Origin of the sequence: Ruegeria sp. HKCCA6837 (assembly GCF_013034475.1) — a bacterium.
GTDB lineage: Bacteria > Pseudomonadota > Alphaproteobacteria > Rhodobacterales > Rhodobacteraceae > Ruegeria.
This window is the reverse complement of sequence record NZ_WQGD01000014.1, coordinates 101071-120385: the sequence shown is the minus strand read 5'-3', so window position 1 is coordinate 120385 and position 19315 is coordinate 101071. Positions and strand designations below refer to the sequence as shown.

The 19315-nt window shown below is 53.8% G+C and carries 9 protein-coding genes; 3 read left to right on the top strand and 6 right to left on the bottom strand.

The features are described from left to right. Positions 1-801: 801 nt before the first annotated feature. The gene (locus GOV91_RS17645) at positions 802-6549 is read right to left on the bottom strand and encodes an alpha/beta fold hydrolase (RefSeq protein WP_171236460.1); all 5748 of its coding nucleotides are present in this window, start codon (positions 6547-6549) and stop codon (positions 802-804) included. 366 nt (positions 6550-6915) lie between these two features. Between GOV91_RS17645 and GOV91_RS17640 the strand changes: the two genes are divergently transcribed. Beyond that, positions 6916-10890 carry an AAA and adenylate/guanylate cyclase domain-containing protein gene (locus tag GOV91_RS17640; RefSeq protein WP_171236459.1) on the top strand — a complete coding sequence of 1325 codons (3975 nt, stop codon included), beginning with the start codon at positions 6916-6918 and terminating at the stop codon, positions 10888-10890. A gap of 105 nt (positions 10891-10995) precedes the next feature. On the opposite strand, the gene GOV91_RS17635 is transcribed toward GOV91_RS17640, so the two are convergent. Then, positions 10996-11256 (bottom strand): hypothetical protein, encoded by a 261-nt coding sequence (locus tag GOV91_RS17635; RefSeq protein WP_171236458.1) that lies wholly within the window; start codon positions 11254-11256, stop codon positions 10996-10998. Positions 11257-11449: 193 nt separating this feature from the next. Between GOV91_RS17635 and GOV91_RS17630 the strand changes: the two genes are divergently transcribed. Next, positions 11450-11827, top strand: coding sequence for a hypothetical protein (locus GOV91_RS17630; protein WP_171236457.1), 378 nt, complete (start codon positions 11450-11452; stop codon positions 11825-11827). Positions 11828-12352: 525 nt separating this feature from the next. Here the strand turns inward: GOV91_RS17630 and GOV91_RS17625 are convergent. The 3 genes from GOV91_RS17625 to GOV91_RS17610 all read right to left on the bottom strand — a co-directional run bounded on the left by GOV91_RS17625 (position 12353) and on the right by GOV91_RS17610 (position 18620). Next, positions 12353-13780, bottom strand: coding sequence for a protein kinase (locus GOV91_RS17625; protein ID WP_171236456.1), 1428 nt, complete (start codon positions 13778-13780; stop codon positions 12353-12355). A gap of 523 nt (positions 13781-14303) precedes the next feature. After that, a complete protein-coding gene (locus tag GOV91_RS17620; protein ID WP_171236455.1) occupies positions 14304-16592 on the bottom strand; it encodes a hypothetical protein in 2289 nt (762 codons plus the stop codon). A 1131-nt stretch (positions 16593-17723) separates the two neighbouring features. Next, the gene (locus GOV91_RS17610; protein ID WP_171236453.1) at positions 17724-18620 is read right to left on the bottom strand and encodes a LysR family transcriptional regulator; all 897 of its coding nucleotides are present in this window, start codon (positions 18618-18620) and stop codon (positions 17724-17726) included. Positions 18621-18736: 116 nt separating this feature from the next. On the opposite strand from GOV91_RS17610, the gene GOV91_RS17605 reads away from it, so the two are divergent. Then, positions 18737-18979 (top strand): hypothetical protein, encoded by a 243-nt coding sequence (locus GOV91_RS17605; RefSeq protein ID WP_171236452.1) that lies wholly within the window; start codon positions 18737-18739, stop codon positions 18977-18979. Between the two features lie 8 nt (positions 18980-18987). On the opposite strand, the gene GOV91_RS17600 is transcribed toward GOV91_RS17605, so the two are convergent. Next, entirely contained in the window at positions 18988-19296 is a 309-nt protein-coding gene (locus GOV91_RS17600; RefSeq protein ID WP_171236451.1) for an antibiotic biosynthesis monooxygenase, read from the bottom strand. Positions 19297-19315 lie beyond the last annotated feature (19 nt).

The following is a 19315-nucleotide window of genomic DNA, read 5'->3' as shown; positions in this document are numbered from 1 at the left end:
ACTACTTTCACCTCGGGCGATGATATGCGTTATTTCTCAGGGTCGCTTTGGGCTCAGAACAATCATTCGCTGCGCTAGGATTGAACGTTTGCTCAGCACCAGCGACCAGCCTTCAGCACACGGAACGTCTCGTCAGCGGTCCTGCCAGCGGTCTCGCAAGCTGTCACGTCAGCACCAATCAGCGGTCTCGTCAGCACTCGTTGAATACCTCTCTAGCGGTAAAAAATGCCCCCGAAACCGCCCCAGTTCTGGCCACCGGTAGGAAAAGCTCTTAGGTTTCATCGGTCGGCAAGGATTCCCACCACCCCAGCCACCATTCTCCGAAAGAGCAACAAAACAAGAGGAAACCCTCCCCATCAAGCCGACATGCAGCACATGCGTCCGGCGGTGGGATTCAAGCTTGCCATGCCTGAAAACATCGCATGTTCGATAACCCAAGACTTACGATGTTGGACGGGCGGGTGCAGGTATCAACTCGGTCGAATTGACAGGCGATACCAACGTGCCGGGGCCAATCACCTGGGCGACATGTGCCGGTCACCGCCATACGCTTGAGTTGGATAGTCAGGATTGTGGTGACGCTCTGCCATTCCGCGCTCTCGCACAAACCCTAACGCGAACGGGCCTTCGGAAAGAAATAATAAGCCGAAAAAGGCGAAACGAAACTGGGCTCGACCCGGTTACTGAACACTTCCTTTTGACCGCATACACAGCTTTGAATTTTCACACGCTGGAAAAACCTACCATCTCGGCCATTAGTCCCATTTCCCATGCCACCCTCCAAACGTTGCCAATCGCGCGCTAGTTGAGAATTGTGCTCTGCGTCGTTCCATCGGCATATTCGACTTCCAGCCTCCAATCCTGACCGTTGCGACCCACATATATGTAGGTCGGGCCATCGTCTGGTGCTGGTCTGTCCGTGGTTACCGAACAGGTGAACTGATCGACATTGTCAGACACAGTAAAGGTCTCATGATCCACAGTGTCTTCGGCCTTCCCGTTTGCAAAAGGAAACGGTGCCCATAACGCCGATGTGTGAACCGAAACGAACCGCGCCACATGGTTTCCGTTCGTCTCGCTGAGGTCGACGGTCGCGAAACACGCACGGTGTTCATCACCAGAGAGGAAAACAACATGCGAGATCTCGTTTTTTGCGATGTAAAGCAGCACCTCTTGCATCGTTGCTAGATAGCCATCCCAACCGTCGGAATGAATTGCGCTGAGGTTCGTTGGATCAAGCGACGTGTCACGCTGCACGGCCCGCCTGTGTCGCGGAAGAAAGAGCGAAGGTGTGATGACGAATTTTGGCCCATCGTGTCCACTGAGGAACGCTTTCAGTTCGTTCATTGTCGTGTTCATGGGGTCGTTGGCGTCGAATAGTTTGGCACCGCTCAGGTTGTTGACCTGTCGCCTGTTTCGGAACCTGCGCGTATCCAGAAGGAAGAATGGGAAACCGTCAAAACCGAATTCAACCCTGTTCGCACGCAAGCCATGCTGGTATTTCTCGTACGCTTCAACTGCGGTCCCAAACCATGTTGCAGGCGGCTGTCCCGACGGCTCCCAATTGTCGACCAACTCATGATCATCCAACAACATGTAAGATGGCCCAGACCGAAGCGCGGTTCTGACCGGGTTGGCGCGCAGCCAATTCTCGTAAGGTGTTCGATATCGATCATCCTGATCTCTGGGGTCGAAAACCCCTGCGGTCGCATCAGAATAAATCTGGTCACCCACAAACAACATGAAACGCGGGGCAGTCGCGGCAGGACCGCGTAGGCGATGTGCCAGACCCGCGTATGACCTGTAGGCCGTCGGCCCGTCGAACAACCCGGCAGGATACTGACAGGATCCGAACATAAACCGTGTGGTTTCTGCCCCGATTGGCGGCTTGCGATCCGGCACAATTCCATCGTGCAAATCAAAGCTCTGATCGCGAAGACTTTCCAGCGCGGCTGTGCCAAAAACCGTATCAGGACCGAACTGCATTTCCGTGACCGCCTGCTGACGCATGCCGGTCGCTGCGGCAGGGTCGATCATCAATCGGTTAACCGTGCGCAAACCTTTATAGTTTTTGCCTTTGTCCGGTTTCTCACCCTCTGGTCTTTCCATTGAAAGTCGGCGGGCCAACGCGTCGGACACCGCATCGCGCATGGCCTGAAAGCTCTCTAGCGTGATTTCGCGGGACACCACATCAGACCGTTTGCCTGTGCGATCGAATTCCTTCAGTGTCTGCCTGTTTTCAAGCATGTAGTAACGCGCTGCGACGACCGGTGCGAGGACCCGCGCTTCGTCGTAGACGATAAGGATCAGTGTCGCGTTCCCGGGATTCGCAGGATCATGGTTCGGCATGACATCCGCTGCGGGGATCTCGAACGCATCCCACAAATTCTGTTCAAGCTGATCCGAACGGTACACGGCCATGGAATCTAGGATGTCGTTCTTTGTCCACGGGCCCGTCTGGTCCGGTTTCAGGATGCTGTTTCCGGATACATGGACCCGAAGTAATACGACCCCTTCGGGTTTGCGATGCGATGGCGCCGCGCCGATCCGCGCGATGTAGCCTTCTTCCGTGGCATTGTCCGGTTCCTCAAGTGTCATGACCGGCCCGATCCACGGAGGGTAGGCGACGCGCTCGTCGTTTCGAACATGGTCGTTTTGGCCCACATCCGCATCAAGGAACGTTCGAATGTTCTCGAACGTTTCCAATCGATCCGCGCCGATCAGACAGTCTTGATGTCCCGCGCCCTCAATGATCTTGGGGGCAAGATACTGCACACCGGCATCATGCAGGATCTGCTCCATCCGATCCACCGTCGCAACATCGGACAGCCCATTGTCGCTACCATGCACGCTCAAAATCGGGATCTCTTCCAAACCTTTCTCAAGCAGATCCCGGGACACCAACGTGTTACTACCACGATGGTCGGTCATCAGATCATGGCGCGCAAAATGCAGGGTCGATGCAACAGTGCGCAGGCTCAGAGCGCCAAAATGATCGTCGATATGATTAAGGACCCCGTCTTCCATCCGTGCCGCACTGAAGTCACGCCCGTACAGCGCATCCATCCGATGCCGCGTGCGTGTCCAAGGTGTCCGCTTCCAAGGCAGGATCGGGTTCTCGATGTCAAATTCCTCAACCGGGTAAGGCAAGGTGGCGACAACACGATCCCAAAGATCGTCGGCCAGCGTAGGGTTTTCAGGCCGGAACTCGTAAGCGTCGGGCAAGAACTCCACCAAATAGCGCATAACGTAGCCGCGCAGGATATTGATGGGGGAAAACACAACAACTGGCCCCACTTGTGTAAAGGCCATGCGTCCGATTTTCTTGAACAAGGCGTCTGCTGGGGGGGTCCCTTTCGCAGAGTCCAAAATCGCCTGACTGACGACGATCGTGCCCATGCAATGCGCCACCACATCAACTTTCTGAGCCCCGGTGAGTTCCAGCGCCTTGTTGATAACCCAGTGAACATCTTGCTTTGCGATCTGCTCAAAGGCCCAAGGCTGCTTGGCCGTTTGCTCGAAATATGGGCTCGTGCGCATGTCAGCGATCATCACGTCACGTCCGCTTTCGTACAGATGGCTTGCAAGGTTCGGATTAACGGCCTTGTGGGCAAAGGTCGTTCCGCCAGCGCTGTAGCCGTGGAACATCACCACAGGGCGTTTCGTGATGTTCGCTTGCGGATACCGTGTGATGCGTACCCTACCTTCGACCAGTTCATTCGATGCCGAAAGCGCTGGTTTTTCCGGCTGGATCGCTCCTTCATCAAAGTGCGGCTGTGCCGTGACGGTAATACCGTCCGAAAGTTCCAACTCGGCAGGTGGTTCAAACTCTACCTGCGGTTCAGATGGCCATTCGTCCGGCGCGCGGAAGCTCCAGATATGGATGCCAAGCAGGAGGCGCAAGAAGTAACCCAAAAAGCCGCCTAGATCCGTGATAGCCTTGACCGAGTCCGCTTGTTTCACGATCCGGAACAACGGAACACCGATCCTTGCCAGATATGCGGTATCGAGTTTCAGAACGCGCGGTTGCGCAGTATCAATCCCTGGAAATACATCCAATTCAATTTCCATCAACTGACGCCAGGGGTTTCCGCGCCGATTGTAGGTAAAGCGTTTGACCCCGCGAATACGGCTTCCAGACAGCGTGAAGTCTCCGCCCGGTGCGACGATTCCAATCTGAAGATCATAGACAAATCTGCGGACCTCGCCCGCGCGACTGGCAATGGCGATGCCAGATTTGATCCTGCTCAGAAGACCGGACCCTGGCGGGCCGGAACTGCCATCAAAGACGGCCTGATAAACGTCTCTGAGCCCGCGGTTCCAGAACCAGGCGCGCCCTGCGCGCCAGATCCGGCCAAGGAACCAGCTGTCCTCGCGCTCCAACACCTTGAGCGTTCCGCTAAGCGGTGCCCGAAACTTTGCCATGGCATCAAGCTTCAGCTCTCGTACGGTCGGCGGGTCCCATTTCCTGGCCAATTCATCCCACTCATCCTTGTCGAAAACCCTGATTTCACTTTGGATAGACCGCTCATCGGTCGAGGTGGAAACATCGAGCACCGGAAGCCCCGGCTGCCCGGGATTCAACGTTTGCACCGGTTTGGGTTCGAACCGCATTGTCAACTCGACAACAAACCGGCCCGGCGGTTTGCCCTGCGGAGAAAACCGGACCGGGCCATACAAGCGCTCTATGACCTCGACCTCGGTGGGCTTGGGCTCTACGGCTTGGTCCGTCTCGCGAAATACCGGGCGTTCGAACGGTTGCGGTTGCGGTGCTGGGGGTTGCGCGGGATCGTATCCCCAGAAAGCGGCCAGATGTCTGGCTGATCGCAGCGCCAGTGCCGCGATTGTCAAAGCCGGGTTCGTTCCAAGCGCAGTTGGAACAATCGACCCGTCCAGCACAACAAGTCCCTCGTAGGCGTCCGGTGCATTGTCGGATTTGAAGACCTGACCGGTCGGATTCACCACCCCGTCAGAGCCGTGATCGGCCATGACCAGCCCTCCCAGCGGGTGAACCGTTGTAACCGGGCCGCGCTGACCTCCGGTCAGGAACGAAAGATCCTCTGGTAACAGCCGCCACGCCGGGTTTGCAATGAACCGCCCTCCTGACCCGTTCGTCAGGTTGGAAAGGGTATCAACACCGTTGACGAAGGTTGCGGGTTCATCGGCTGGCCACAACATGCGTGCGGTTCCGTCGACCTCGAAATTCTTGGACGTGTCCCCGACGTCGATCTCGCCTTGTGCACCGTCGTCGCCCATAATCGCAAAAACTGCGGTCTGTTTGATCGACTGCGGTGGAATAGCATAGCCATCATCGCCCGGAAACCCGGTGGCGTGCGAGGACCAGTCTATGTCCTGCAACGAATGGAGCGCGTTGACCGTCCCGAAAACCTCACCAAAAACCACGCGGAGTGAGGCGGGAACCGAAATTTCCTGAATCAGAACGCCCTTAACCTCGCGCAGGTCGATCACCCCTGTGATAGTCGGGCCAATACTTCGTGTCGAAGGTTGAACGGCCTCATCGGCGACCGTGTTGATCTCGGAGTTTGTCGAGAAATCTGCCGCAAGCATGTCACCATTGGTCGAACAGCGTTTGCCCAGCATATGTCCGGACAGTGACAACCCATTCTCATGAGAACGAGCAAGGATTTCATTCGATCCCATCGTGCCAGCTGCGATAATGATCTTCGATGCACGAATACGGGTGACCGAATGCTCGCGCAGGCGCAGGTTTTTGTCGGTGAAAACCGCGTTCGCAACCCAATTATCCCCATCTTGGGAAACGTGAAGAACAGTGCCGCCGCAATAAATCTCGGCCCCTGCCTGATGCGCTTGCACCAGCAAGCCGAGATCCAGCGATTCCTTTGCCCCAAAATTGCAACCGGTGGCACAATCGCCACACCGGACGCACTTCTTGAGCCGAACATTGGCCCCGTTTGTCCGATCCGACATGGCAACGGTAATCTCCGCCGACCGAAAGTGTGACGGCGCCATATTCTTGAGCGCCTGATGTTTATCAAGCGGCCCGTCGGGGTGTTTGTCGATCTGGTTTGGCACGCCGCCGATCCGCGCACCCAGCATTTCTGCCGCCTCGTCGTAGAAATTCTGCCACGTTGTCAGGGTCGAGAGTTCAGCTGGCCATCCGGACTGGAACCGTTCAGGAGATGGCGTTTCCATGACCCCTGCATTGATAAGCGACCCGCCCCCAAGGCCATTTGCCACAACCACATTGACCTTGGGGCCCAGCCTGACATCAAAAAGCCCCTGCCGGTTGCCATCCCGTCGCAGATACGTTGGCAGTTCGGCAAGGCCCGTGGGAAAGGACCCCGGCAAATACTCGTTTCCGCGTTCCAGCACACCAATCCGGATAGGAGGCCCGCCTTTGGAACGCCCTGCAAGCGTGGCTACGGCCACTGCCCCACCATAGCCGCTGCCGATGATGAGAACCTCGAAATGAACCTTGTTATCGGGGGCAGCACTGACTTCAGCTGCAAGGTGTTCGAACCCTTTTGATATCCAGGCCGTTCTAGATTCCGTATCAAAACTACTCATCAATGAACCTGTTTGTTTGGTCTGGAAAACTATGGCGCGGCGCAGTTCTGGATCGGACCAGGGTCCAGTTGCATTGGCGATCAATTCAGCCGGGGCCCGCGAAACCACGAAGAGAAAAAAGAGATACGCGTCAGACGTCCCAATCGGCATCATAGCACATTTCAACGCGGTCTTCGCGCAACACTGCGAACCGGCGTTCTTGGGTGAAATTCAACGAAGCAATGACTGAACATTCATAAATCGTGGATTTTGTGCAAAACTGGCCCCAGGCGGGCAACGCGACGATTGATCGCCCGTCAGCATTGTTCGCACGCGGCCATGGCGCCGCGAAGACGTTTCGAGTGTAAGTGGGACCGGAGGTTTGTCTTGGAAAACGCGTTGATTACGCTCGACAATCTGCTTCCTCTTTCCCTTCTGAAACGGTTGCATGGCACGGACGGATCGCGGCCCGCAGAGGTGAACCTGTCGGGCGCAACCCTCCTGATCGATGTGTCACGGTCCACGGCCTTGGTCGAGCGTGCCTCACAACGCGGGCAAGCAGGGCTGGAACAGATCGGCAGGCTTCTCAACCAGTCTTACACGCGCTGTGTCGACATGATCGTTTCGCTTGATGGTGAGGTTGTCAGGTTCACAGGTGATTCCATCTTGGCCTTTTGGCCGGACGACAAAGCAGGTGCCCAGCGCGCCGTCGTTCAGGCCAAGCGATTTGCGGACACGATTTGCGGTCAGGCTGACCCTGGCCTCGAAAGCTTGGGGACGGCGGAAGAAACCGCTTTCCATGCGGGCATCGGCCATGGCGACCTTAGGCTTCTGGCAGTGGGCGGCGATCCAAATTGGAACCTTGTGATTGGCGGTGATGCACTGGATCAGGCGGTGCGTGCTCTCGACCAAACGGGTGTGGGCGAGGTCGCATTATCCGACATGGCGCAATTGACATATAGCACAACCGATGAGCTAAAGTGGACACCCAAAATACCACCTGACAATGCCGATATTGATCCCGACACGGACTGGCTGCTTGGATTCGTGCCACCATCTGTTCGGAGCTCTATGGAATCAGAGTATGGACAAGGAACGCCAGACCCTTCTGTCAATTTATCAAGCAATACCGAGATCAGACCCGTGTCGGTTCTTTTTGCCCGATTGACCCGCCCGGCTGAAGAGCATCCCAACAAAGTTATTGACCTGACAGACCTGCATGACCTGTGCCGCGACATTCAATTGGAGTTGCGCGCACGGGACGGACCAACAAGTGAGTTCTTCTTTGACGGGAATGGTCTGGTCTGCCTTGCCGGCTTTGGTGGACCCGGCGTTTTTCATCGTGACGACCCGCGACGCGCTCTGGACATGGCCCGGGTGATCACAGCTCTGGCCCACCGAAAAAAGCTGCGCGCTGCCGTCGGCGTAGCGACCGGAGATGCGCTTTACAGGGTGGCGGGCAGTTCGGAAAGGCTTCAACCCATGCTGTTCGGGCAGTCGGTGAACCGTGCCGCGCGCCTGATGGCACAAGTTGAAGATGATGTACTGTGCGACTCCAGGACTCAGCGGCTGGCCCGAGGTGCGTTCGAGTTCACACAAAGCAGATCGCTTCAACTGACCGGCCTTGGAGACGTTGTTCCGGTCTTTCGCCCGGTCCCAAGACGCCAACAGATGGAGCGCGATACAAAACTGATTGGGCGTGGTTCAGAACTCGAATTTCTCAATGCAGCGTTTGAGTACGTCAGTTCGGGCGCAAAACAACTTGTTGTCGTTGTGGGCGAGCCGGGCATGGGCAAAACGACGCTGATCAATGCCTTTGAAAGCGCTCTGAAAGAGCGTGGGGCTCCGGTTTTTCTTGCACGCGCCGAAAGGGATGACCGGCGAAGCTCACTCCACGTATGGCGGCAACTGCTCCACGCCATGACTGGCCTGAAAGATCTCCGCGATGGTCAGGCGGTCTTTGACGCAATCAAGCAGCGCGTTGGCGGCGACGCCCGAATTGCTTCGGGCTTGCCCCTGCTCAGCGACGTGTTGGCGATCGAATTGCCCGACTCTCAAAACACAATGCACCTGTCGGGTGCTCACAGGGCTGATGCAACGATGCGTTTGATCGCCGACATCGTCGGGTTACTGGCACCGCGCCCAGTCGCATTCATTTTGGAGGACAGTCAATGGCTGGACTCGGCTTCTTGGCGTCTGTTCGAATGGGTTTTGACCTCTCTCGACACGCTACTAGTGGTCCTTTGCGTCCGCGCGGGTGAGATACCGCAACCGCTGTCCGATTTAAGCCGGAGCGCTGAAGAGATTGCATCGGGCGTCACGCCCAACCCGGCTGATCTGGCGCAGTATTATCGCCGCGTCGATCTTACGGAACTGGACGAGTCCTCGATGCGTCAGCTGATCACGCGGACACTGGGCGGCACACCGGCAGGAGCGGACATCGAACATCAGATTTTGTCTCTGGCAAGCGGAAACCCGTTATTTGCGGAAGAAATTGCTTTGTCGTTGAAAAGCGAGGGGATGATCTTTGAACGTGACGGCCGTTGGCAATCCGCACGCCCCCTGCCCGACCTCGGCTATTTCGAGGGCATCGAAAGAGTGATCCGCGAACGTTTCGAACAGCTCGACGATGCCTCTCGCGAAGTTCTGAGCGCGGCATCCATTATTGGCCGCACGTTTTCAGAACGGCCGCTGCAGGCGCTTTTGGGGCGCCCGGTGACCACGGCGCTGCAGCGCCTAGTCGACGCGCAACTTATCGTGCGCCAACAACAGGACCACTTGTATCAGTTTCGGCACGATCAAATTCGGGATGTTGTCTACAATTCGATTACCAATGATCGCCGACGACATCTGCACAAGTCTCTGGCCACGTGGCTGGAACTGGAACAACCCGACGCGACTGCAAACGGCATCGCCACCTTGGCACGGCATTTCGAAGCCGCGGGCGCATACGAACAGGCCGTCAAATATGCCGATAGCGCCGCGACTAGTGCGTTGCGCAGTGGTGCATATCGCGAGGTAGAATCGTTCCTCGCCATCTGCCTTGATCACGAGCCTCCACACGGCAGCTGGACACCCGAACAAAAGCTGCGATCGGTAACATGGCGGCGGCAGTTGGCAGAGGCGCATTATGGGCGCGGCGACATCAAGGCACAAGGCGTGGCCATACGCTCGGCATTGGATGTGGCCGGGCACAAGGTCCCAAACTCGGCCGTGTCCATTGGCCTGCATCTGGCCACACGCGGCTTGCGTATTCTAACCAGCCAAGTCCTGCCACATAATCGCAACTTTCCCAAAGATATTGAAGGGGCAAGATGGAATGGAGAAATTGCACGCTGTCTGAATCAGGCTGCAACTGTCGACTATTTTGAACTGAGGTTCGCGCGCGGCATGTGCAATCTGCTGGGCGCCGTTATCCGCGCCGAGTGGACCGACGTGTCGGTTGAAACGGTTCTGTCCAACTGTCAGTTGGCCGCGGGGCTGGGCATGATGGGGTGGCGCGGGATGAATGCCCGTTTGATGAACCGCGCCGAAGACGTGGCGAAAAAGCTGGAAGATCCTGCGCTGCAATCGCATGTATGCACGCTCGATGCGCTCTGGCGCGTGGGTGTTTGCGATTGGGATATGCTCGACAAACGTATTGATCAGGCCCAAAAGCTTGCACTGGAATCCGGTGATCAGCTTAGGTGGTGCAACGCGCAGGGCATCCGTTTCTGGTCGCAATACTATCGCGGCAATCTCGACGCGCTGGAAGAGACGACACGTCTGCTTCTTCTGCAGGCGCAGAACGCTGGAAATATCCAACAAGAAATTTGGGCGCTTCGCTGCAAAGCTCTTTACCTGCTGCATATCGACAATCCGCGTCAGGCCGTCGATTTGCTGCGTGTGGCAAACACGAGCATGTCTGAATCTGCCGACATCGCAGCCCGGATTTCCGCGACAGGCGCGATGGCGCTTGCTTTGACACGGATTGGCAAGCATTCCGAAAGCTACGACGCCGCAGCGACAACCATGGAGTTCCTCGATCAAATGCGTCGGCCATCCTCACACAGCGTGATCGTCGGAATTTCCAGCGTGCTCGAAGTGCTTCTGCGTGGTCGGGAAGCGGGTTTGTGGTCAAACCAAAACGAAAAACGCGACCTGGAAGCGCGCGCGCTTGCAAAGCTGTCACGCTACTCCAAGGTCTTTCCCGTCGGAACAGCGCAGCTTGGGCTATGGCGCGGGCTCAGCCAGTTTCTGGATGGAGCCCAGGGCGAAGCGATGTCCGAATGGAAGCAAGCACGGGACTGGGCCGACAAGCTTCAACTGCGTAAGGATGAAGCACTACTGAATGCAGAAATCCGCCGCTGGCAGACACGTTGAATCTGACTGGCCGGTTCTTCCGCAGGTCAACATATCAACCATGTAGCCGCAAGCCCCTTGCGATTTCCCCGCCAATGCTGCCAAACCAAGCCTTTAGGATGAGACCTAACCCGAACTCAAAGGATGCCATTGCCGCGCCATCGGGTCACAGATCTTCAAGCCATCCACAGCGCGGCTTGCAATTTGTTCAATGATTTCAGTAAGGTTGACGGGCTTCAGGTAGAAGGCTGGTACAGGCGGCAAGATAATGGCCCCCATTTTAGCAACGGCCGTCGTGTTGCGCAGATATGCAAGGGTCAGAGGCGCTTCATGGACATGGATCGGGGGGGCGGGATGTGGAACACCTTGATGCGCGCGGTCGGCCATAGCGAATACCCAATCCCGAGCAAGGGAGAGGGGGCCGACGTAAGGCTGGGTTCCTTTCCTCACAACTGTCGACACCCTGCAGACAGAACTGTCTGCGGTCTGCGGATAACTGTCTTCAGTCCGCAGTCCCCGGTCTATTATTATATTTCTTATAGTGGTTCCCCAATAGCATCCGATCCAATAGCAGCATCCCATGGGTGACGCATTCCGAAAACCCGATGGTTCGATCGACTGGTCTACCCAGAAAATCCCTGAGGAGTTGTTCAAGGCTAAGCCGGTCTCGGCGGGGGACCCCGGTGTCATTCAGGTGGACCGCCATGAATTTGCTGCGGTACCGCAGGAAAGTTGGGCCCACCATCGCCCGCCCGAGCGCCTCCTAAATGCTCTGCACTTTGCCTACCAAACATGGCGGCCTGATACCCCTGACGGCTGGTACCACCTATCGGCCGGCCTCTACACCCGTGCCGGTCTGCAGGACCGGGTAACCTCGCGCTGGGCGGTAAATGCCTGGTTAACCGTGGCGTCATCGAAGCCCTGCGTTCCCAAACGTCAACCACAATGGTTAGGTTAGTAGAACCCGACCCAAAATGGGAAACCGCATTGTCAGAAGCCCCTGAGCCGGTTGATACTTCCAAAAAACGGTGCGGTGATATAGTAAGCCGCGACATTAATTTTGCCATAGGCGGCATCGCTTGCAATACGACAGTCCGAGGTCTAGCACCTATCAGCAGTTACCGCGGTTCAAGCTGGCCAATGCCGGTTTTCGACGCGTATCTTCTCTGTCGCATATAGCGGTTTCCGAAACAAACGAATTGTAGTTTGTTTAGTTTGGACGGGTGCTTTCACCGGCAGCGGACATTCGCGAAAAATCAGCGAAGGTCCGGGTTGCGGACGAAGCGCCATTTCGCTGCGACCTCGCCAATGTCTGCTTTGACGTTCAAGAAGCGCCAAAAACGGTGGGTTTTGGAACTTTCGGGTAAACGTTAGCTCTTGCCCCGGTGCTTGGGTCATTCGTTCGAGCAGGTGTCTGAGAACGAATTTGAAATACCAACTGGCCGTATTCTCGCTTAAGTGGTAATTCACAATTGGTGCGCGCTCACTGGAGGAGTCCCAGCCATGCCGTCAATGCGCTTGGAATTCCCACGAAAAATGCAACCAGCCACTTCCAATGCTGTCGCCAGAATTTAATAGGTCTTGAGAAAGGCGACCTGACTTCAATATTCACTACCGATCGAAGCGCCTCAAGGTCAGTTGTGATTGGTTTCCCATCCATGTCCTTTCGAAGCGTCATGCGAAGTGTAAGTACACTCTGGCCAGTACCTGCTGGCCTGACTGCCCAATCCCAATGAGTAACTCCTGACACCAAAATATCTTGCTCATCAGAGCTTAGAGACTTTAGCTGCAATAAGTCGTCCTCGCAGATGAGCTGCGCTTTCATGCGCAAACCAATCTTCGAAACCGATTGCTCGAGTACCCTCCCTGTTCCGTGCATACTTTTTTCCATGTCGGCTCGCTCTGCCACTGAGAGAACATCAGATACCTTGATCCGAAGCTGAACAGTTTCAATCAAATCTACCCACATGAGCTTCGGCGGGTTGAAAAGCGCGCGGCCTTTCCGAAACTTCCATCTTCGACTTCTGGAGCCTCGCTTAGATGGACTCGAGGCGGCGGAACTGTTCGGCGTCTTCTCCTTAATGTGACTGAGCAACTCATCGCATGACTGGAATCTTCGCTCAGGCTCCGGATCGGTCATCTTCTCAAGCCCCGATTTGAGAGGCTCTGGAATGACTATGCGGTTTCGTGCTCCGCCCTCATTGACCAATATTCTGCTTGTGTTGGTGGTGTCGCTCGGATCTTGACCGTGCACGGCTGCCAAAAGAGTTACGCCAAGCGAGTAGAGGTCAGACCGAGGTTCAGTTCGCCCTGCAAGTTGTTCTGGAGCCAGATACTGCATGCCGTTTGAAGGCAAGTTGCGTGGTTTATTTGCGCGCCCCACCAAGTCCAAGGTGCGTAATTTGTTGGTCGTAAAACCAACAAGGACTGGTTGCTCCCAATCGCCGTTTTTCAAGACGACCTTTTTGGGCGCGATGGCGCCGTGCACTACACCTTGAAGATGGGCGACCCTCAAGCCTGCCGACAGTCGACGACAAATTATCAGGGCGTTCTCTGGGGACATTCCTCCCTGTCGAACAATGGAGTCCAGCACCGGACCTTCTATAAATTCCGAGATTATGACTACTCGACCATCATCCAAACGGCTGCATTCGACGTAACGAACAATCGCATCGTGAGTGACGTCACGTAGCTTTTCCTTGAGATTCATCAATTCGAGAGAGCCACCGTTACCGGACAATTCACCAGTGATTAGCTCCACGGCGAACTTGCGGCCCGTAATTTCGTTTCTGGCGAGATATGTCTCCTTAAGCTTTCCGCGCGTTAGTGCAGCTTCCAAGCGGTAAGTGTGATTGAGCAAATCTCCAACAGTACTCTGATCTTTCTTAGCTGGTGTCACAATTAATTCCATCTATCGCTGGACGACCTTGCCTCGCGCACCCAATGCTCACAAAATTTTCGGTTCATCGTCAAAGGGCCGTTGAGCTCAACCTAAGTTTGTCAAAATCGGTCGTTTTTGTCACAGGTGTCGCTCTCGCCGAGATCGAAGAATCTTGTACCAGAAACCCTTGGCAAAGTTGCGTTTGATTTTGTCACGATTTTGACCGCTATTCAAAAGCTGCCGTTCGCTTAGCCCGCAGCCTGCGCAAAATTGGGCTCTGAGCAGTCATTCGCTGCAAGTCGTCCGAACGTCCGGATTATAGGAGACGCTTTTGCTCCCGACAGGGGTTGGACCGAGAGCGCGTGACGCCCTCAAGTGACCTAAAGCCGTGGATGGGGCGGGGTGTGCATGACTTGGGGAGGGTCAACCGGCTGGCGGCCGCGTATAACATAATGGACCTTATGCTGTCATTGCCAACTCTGTCAGTGTGAGGCGAAGAGGTGTTCGGTATTGACGGCGTTTTTTGAGGATATGACTTACCACTGAACTTTTATCATAAACCGAAGTCTACAATTTTCACCAATTCGCCAGATCGGAATTCGTCAAGCTTCTTGGATAAGAAATCAATACTGACCAGTTCTTTACCCTGTTGCTTCAGGTTAAGCAAAATTCGGTAAGCCTCAGCTGCGTCAGAGATATAGTTCCCGTCGATACTGTAGATTACGTCACCCGCACCAAGAACATGACTATCGTCTGCGACCTCAGAAACCAAAACTCTGTTTTCGACTCCAAAAAAATTTCCATCTGAGGATGCAGTGCGAGCAAGTTTTATTTTACTGTTTACGTCGATGGCGGAGACAATTTCGAGGATATCAGCGTGCCTAGAGGTTACTTTTTCCGATAGGCGGTTAGAAGTGACTTCGGCAACTAGTTGAGTTGAGTATTTTGAAGCAGAAGCATATTGGCCCTGCGCAATCTTGGAAACTATCAACCAATTCAGCGCATTATCGTACGCGTTGGATTCCCTGTATTCTGTCACAACTTTCCTAAAGTGAGCGTCCGCACTCGCCGGATCATCGCGCACGGCCAAGTGGAACCAACCCATTTCTGTTATCGCGTCGTCGGCGAGGTTACTTTCAGGATAAAAATCTGCAAACTCTTGCATTGTCTTATAAAAGTCTTCGTAATTTTCGTTGTTTCGGTGTGCGAGTCCGGCAAGAAACAGACTTTTCTCTTGGCGAACCGGATCTAGGTCATAAGCCCGCCTCAACATCAATGCGGAAATTTCATGAAAACTAATTCTCCATAGGTTCAACTCATTGATCCACTCCACCATGTTTTCACAATACTGCCGCATTCCTTCTTCGTCGGTAGCATGGTTCATTCCCTCTCTGAAATCGCCGCAGAGCTTTAGGTTCTTTCCAAGTTCTGCCAACTGCTCGGCGTCAACGCCCGCGTACGCCTCTGCGATTGGCTCGATAAATCTAATCAGGTCTCGGAGTTTGCTTGGGTTCAATTCGACGAGACAGGTGTCATAGTATTCATCGTCACCGGGATTCCCAAAATAACCATTAATCCGCTTCTCTTCATCAAAGTGATTCTCGAAATTTTCAATAAAAAAATTTGAAAATTCTAAAACTTCAGCAAAATCGCCGCCATAAATCATTTGCTCTAAACGTGGGCAGCGAGAATAAAAGTCGGAGAAAAAAGAGATAGTGTTCAGGGATAGGTCTTTTACTTCCCCCTCAGAAAACCAAACGCGGGTGTGATTGTTGATCTGGAATTTGACGCTCCCAGAAGATGGTGCTGAAAATAGCCTGTCCCCATATTCCTGCACTAAGGCGTTTAATGTGGCCAAATCTCTTTCAATGGTCGCTCGCTCGAACAAGAGAGATACCGCGGGAAGCCCCTTCTTAGGAAACCGATCCATATACTCCAATAGGGCCTCTTTGGCCGTTGAGTAGTCTTCGGCCTCACCCTGACCGAGTAGTGCAAGGTCAATCACATAGGAATTAGGGTAGTCTTCTATTATCTTGGTGTAATCACCTAATATGAAGTAAAGATAGTCGATGAAACCATGGTTTTCGTTGGCTAAGAGACTTTTGGCAAAATCTAAATCTTCCTGCTTCGATATGCCGTAACCTGCGTCTCTTGGTGGAGTGCTATCTTCCAGCCACCTCATGTCCCGCAAATGGATGGGAATCCAAACTGGTGAAAAATCATCTCTTCGGCAGGCTGGGTTTTTCCTTACATGTGCAAGGGCTTCTTTGGCGTATTCGTGATCAGTGTTTACCGCAAGGCTTCTAAGATGAGCGTGAATCGCGTGACGGAACTCGAAGTTCCAACGGGGCCGGTTTCGGTATTGTCGGCAAATAAACTTTAAACCCTCAATGTGACGCGCTGAGCCATAGTAACTAGCTGTTGTGAGGCCTTCGAGTTTTCGGACACCACCTTCGTTTGCATCAATCATCCCCAATGCGCGTTCGAACATTAGAGCCGAGGACGAGTATTGCCCACTATCGAAGAAAAACTGGGCAATCGCTATTGCTTCGATGAAAGCATCACTCTGTTTGGGGAACTCGGTCTCCGCCTCGTGATATAGATCGGGATTGTTAGACTTTACGTAGTTGGCAACATCCTCAGATCGGTACCGATTGAAGTTCCCATCCGAGTCAATAGCGATAATGATTTCAGACTGCTCAAGAGCAATCGCGTTAATCGAATTATCACCTGCTGTAATAGAGTTTCGTTCTTTGTAGCCCCAAGCAAATGCCGAATGCGGATTTAGGCTAAAAGCAGACAAGACGATGTAAGAACACAGTATTCCAATTTTGTTCAGCATCAGTCACCTCCAGCGCCCGACGTACCGGTTGTTCCAACCTCAACGTTAGAGTTTTTTGCATTAATGTTCGTACTGCCGTCCCCTGACGTAATTGTCTGTGACGCGTCCTCACTCGAAAAACTGACGTTCGATATCGATATCGCCCCGGTTCCGACGGCGACGACTGCAAGCGCCACTATCGCGAACGCGAGTGGATCCTTGCCCCCTGAAGAAGGTGTTGAGTCAGGTTTATCTGTTTCTTTCTTCTCAGAGGATTTTTTGCGCTTGATCAAAGCAAGCACTATAGCTGCCAGGCTTGTACTCCCAAATAGCCATTCAGAATTTTCGCGAACTAGACTAAACAAGTTTTCCATGAAAACACCCGAAAAATACAATCTAGCCTAGCAAATTTCGACCCTGAGTCAACGTGAACGACAATTCATGAGTGGCGCACTCAGAGGAAACTGATCCATGACAGAGGTTATTTTCCAGCATGCGAAACCTGCGTAGGTTTGCAAGTTTAAATGCCTTCACCTGAAATGCTCTCAGCTCAGATACTTCGTTGGAGGTGAAAATACTTGGACAGATTAGTACCAGCGGTCGCTAACCCCCTGACGGCGATCCCAATTCAAAGCCCTACGATGTAAGTCCTCGCCAACAAAGTCTGAACGGAGTGGGAAAATCGAGGGCCTGTAGGAGCTTGTCGGGCGGGTGGGGTCAACTAGTAGGGCATTAGTAGGGCGTGTTCGTCAAAAGTTCTGAAACGCTGTGCGATGGCGTCCAATGTTGATGCCAGAATTAGTCAAGTAATTGTATGGCCTTATGAGACGGCCTCTGGCGTTGTCTAGCCACGTGCAATAACTCGACGTCAAAATTCGTGAGGACAAGGTCGGGGGTTCGAGTCCCTCTTGAGGCACCAATTATAATCGTAATTAATTGATTTAAATAAATTTTTAATAAAAATTGACAATTATCCCCTGATTTGTCCCCCGAATTTTTACTGATGAGTGATGATCTCGGGTTGGTTTCAATTCAATGCCCATCGCCCACTTTCCACTGTAAGAATGACTATACTATTAAGCACTACCGCTTTGGCTCACGAAGCGGACCTTCGCCAAAACTGATTGAGCATCTGCCTTGCGGACAGAACGGTCAGCCTTTGCGTAAGGCTTCCGTCATGTGATCGATAAAGGCCCTGACCTTTGCAGGCATGAAATTTCTGTGCACAAACACTGCATAGATTGGCTGTTCCAGAGTCTCGTACTCAGGCAATATGCGGACTACTCGGCCGTCCGAAATCATGTCCTCGATCAGATAATCCGCGATCAGCCCAATAGCCCCGCCTGTTAGGATTGCGTTCCTCGCCGCGTTGGGAGAGTTGACGACGAAACTCTCTGGCAATGAGTAAGACACAGTTCTGCTTGAAAGGGGGAACTGATTTGTGCGCCCCCAAGTGCCGCTGATCTGCTTGACCAGCAAATGTTGATCCAAGTCGTCAAGCGAGGCTGGCGTCCCATGACGAGCCAAATATTCAGGGGTCGCTACAAAGAAGAGGCGCTGCGAATAGATCTTTCTCGCTTTCAAGGATGAGGATTCAAGCTCTCCGGATGTCCCGATGCGAACCGCCAGATCGAAGTGCTCTTGAATTAGGTCTACTTTACGGTTCGAGATTTCGAGTTCCACTGAAACCTTGGGATATTTTCGCATGAAACTAGCAATGGCCGGTGCAATGCGTTCCTGTCCAAAGGCCACAACGCTGGAAATGCGCAGATGTCCGGCCGGAACGCGCTTTCTTTCTCGGATTTCCTCTGAAATCGCCTCAAGCTCGTCTACAAGCACCGCCCCCTTCCGAAGAAATTCTTCGCCCTCCTCGGTCAAGCTGACAACCCGAGACGAACGGCTAAAAAGACGAACTCCGAGATCGGCTTCCAACTCCGTGATCAGTCGGCTCACAGAGGGCGGAGAGCTGTTCATATGCCGTGCCGCCGCTGCAAAACCGCCCTGCGAAACGACCTCTTGAAACACTTTGATGGCTTTGAACTTGTCCATCGGTCGACCAATCCGGAAACTGGAACACTGCGTTTTGACCTTAACGCATTCCGTCGAAATCGCGAAAAGCAATACCTTCAAGGCAGACTTTGCTTAATCAAACGATGGAGAAAGTGATGACACAGCACACACAGAAGAGCCGCCTTACCGACTTTGATCTGATGATAATACGTGCGGATGGACGAACCGAGGCCGAGTTGGAGGCTATGGTTCAATCAGGATTTGGCTTCGCCATTATGAGTTCCACTTGCGCGTTCGTAGCTGATGGTCTGTACAGGCTGGTCCTGCTTCTAGAATCCGGAGCACGCCGTTCGGCAGAAGCATCGCATCTGCGTTTGACGGCCAGTTCGACGATATAACGATGGGTTCAAACGGTCGGGTAACTATCAACCAAGTCATAATGCTTGATGGATCGCGACTCGACGAGCTCCGCTTCTGCTGGATCAATGTGCGGGCATTGGTAGTCTTCTCCCACGAAGGCCTTAAGCGCTTCCAAGCTCTCCCATACCATGACAAAACTGAATTCTCGTGGGGAATCCTCTCTCGGGGCCCCCGGAAGAACGCGCACGATCCCGGGAGTACTATTCATTAGGGGTATCGCAGTTTCATGGAAGAAGCGGCCAAACTCAGCTTCTTTTCCGGGATGCGTTGTCACCTGAAATATACGCATAATCATACACAATCCTCCCAAAGGT

Coding starts and splice junctions, on each gene's coding strand:
- GOV91_RS17645 (WP_171236460.1), bottom strand. CDS start 6,549: ATGAGTAGTTTTGATACGGAATCTAGAACGGCCTGGATATCAAAAGGG.
- GOV91_RS17635 (WP_171236458.1), bottom strand. CDS start 11,256: ATGGCCGACCGCGCGCATCAAGGTGTTCCACATCCCGCCCCCCCGATC.
- GOV91_RS17630 (WP_171236457.1), top strand. CDS start 11,450: ATGGGTGACGCATTCCGAAAACCCGATGGTTCGATCGACTGGTCTACC.
- GOV91_RS17625 (WP_171236456.1), bottom strand. CDS start 13,780: ATGGAATTAATTGTGACACCAGCTAAGAAAGATCAGAGTACTGTTGGA.
- GOV91_RS17620 (WP_171236455.1), bottom strand. CDS start 16,592: ATGCTGAACAAAATTGGAATACTGTGTTCTTACATCGTCTTGTCTGCT.
- GOV91_RS17610 (WP_171236453.1), bottom strand. CDS start 18,620: ATGGACAAGTTCAAAGCCATCAAAGTGTTTCAAGAGGTCGTTTCGCAG.
- GOV91_RS17605 (WP_171236452.1), top strand. CDS start 18,737: ATGACACAGCACACACAGAAGAGCCGCCTTACCGACTTTGATCTGATG.
- GOV91_RS17600 (WP_171236451.1), bottom strand. CDS start 19,296: ATGATTATGCGTATATTTCAGGTGACAACGCATCCCGGAAAAGAAGCT.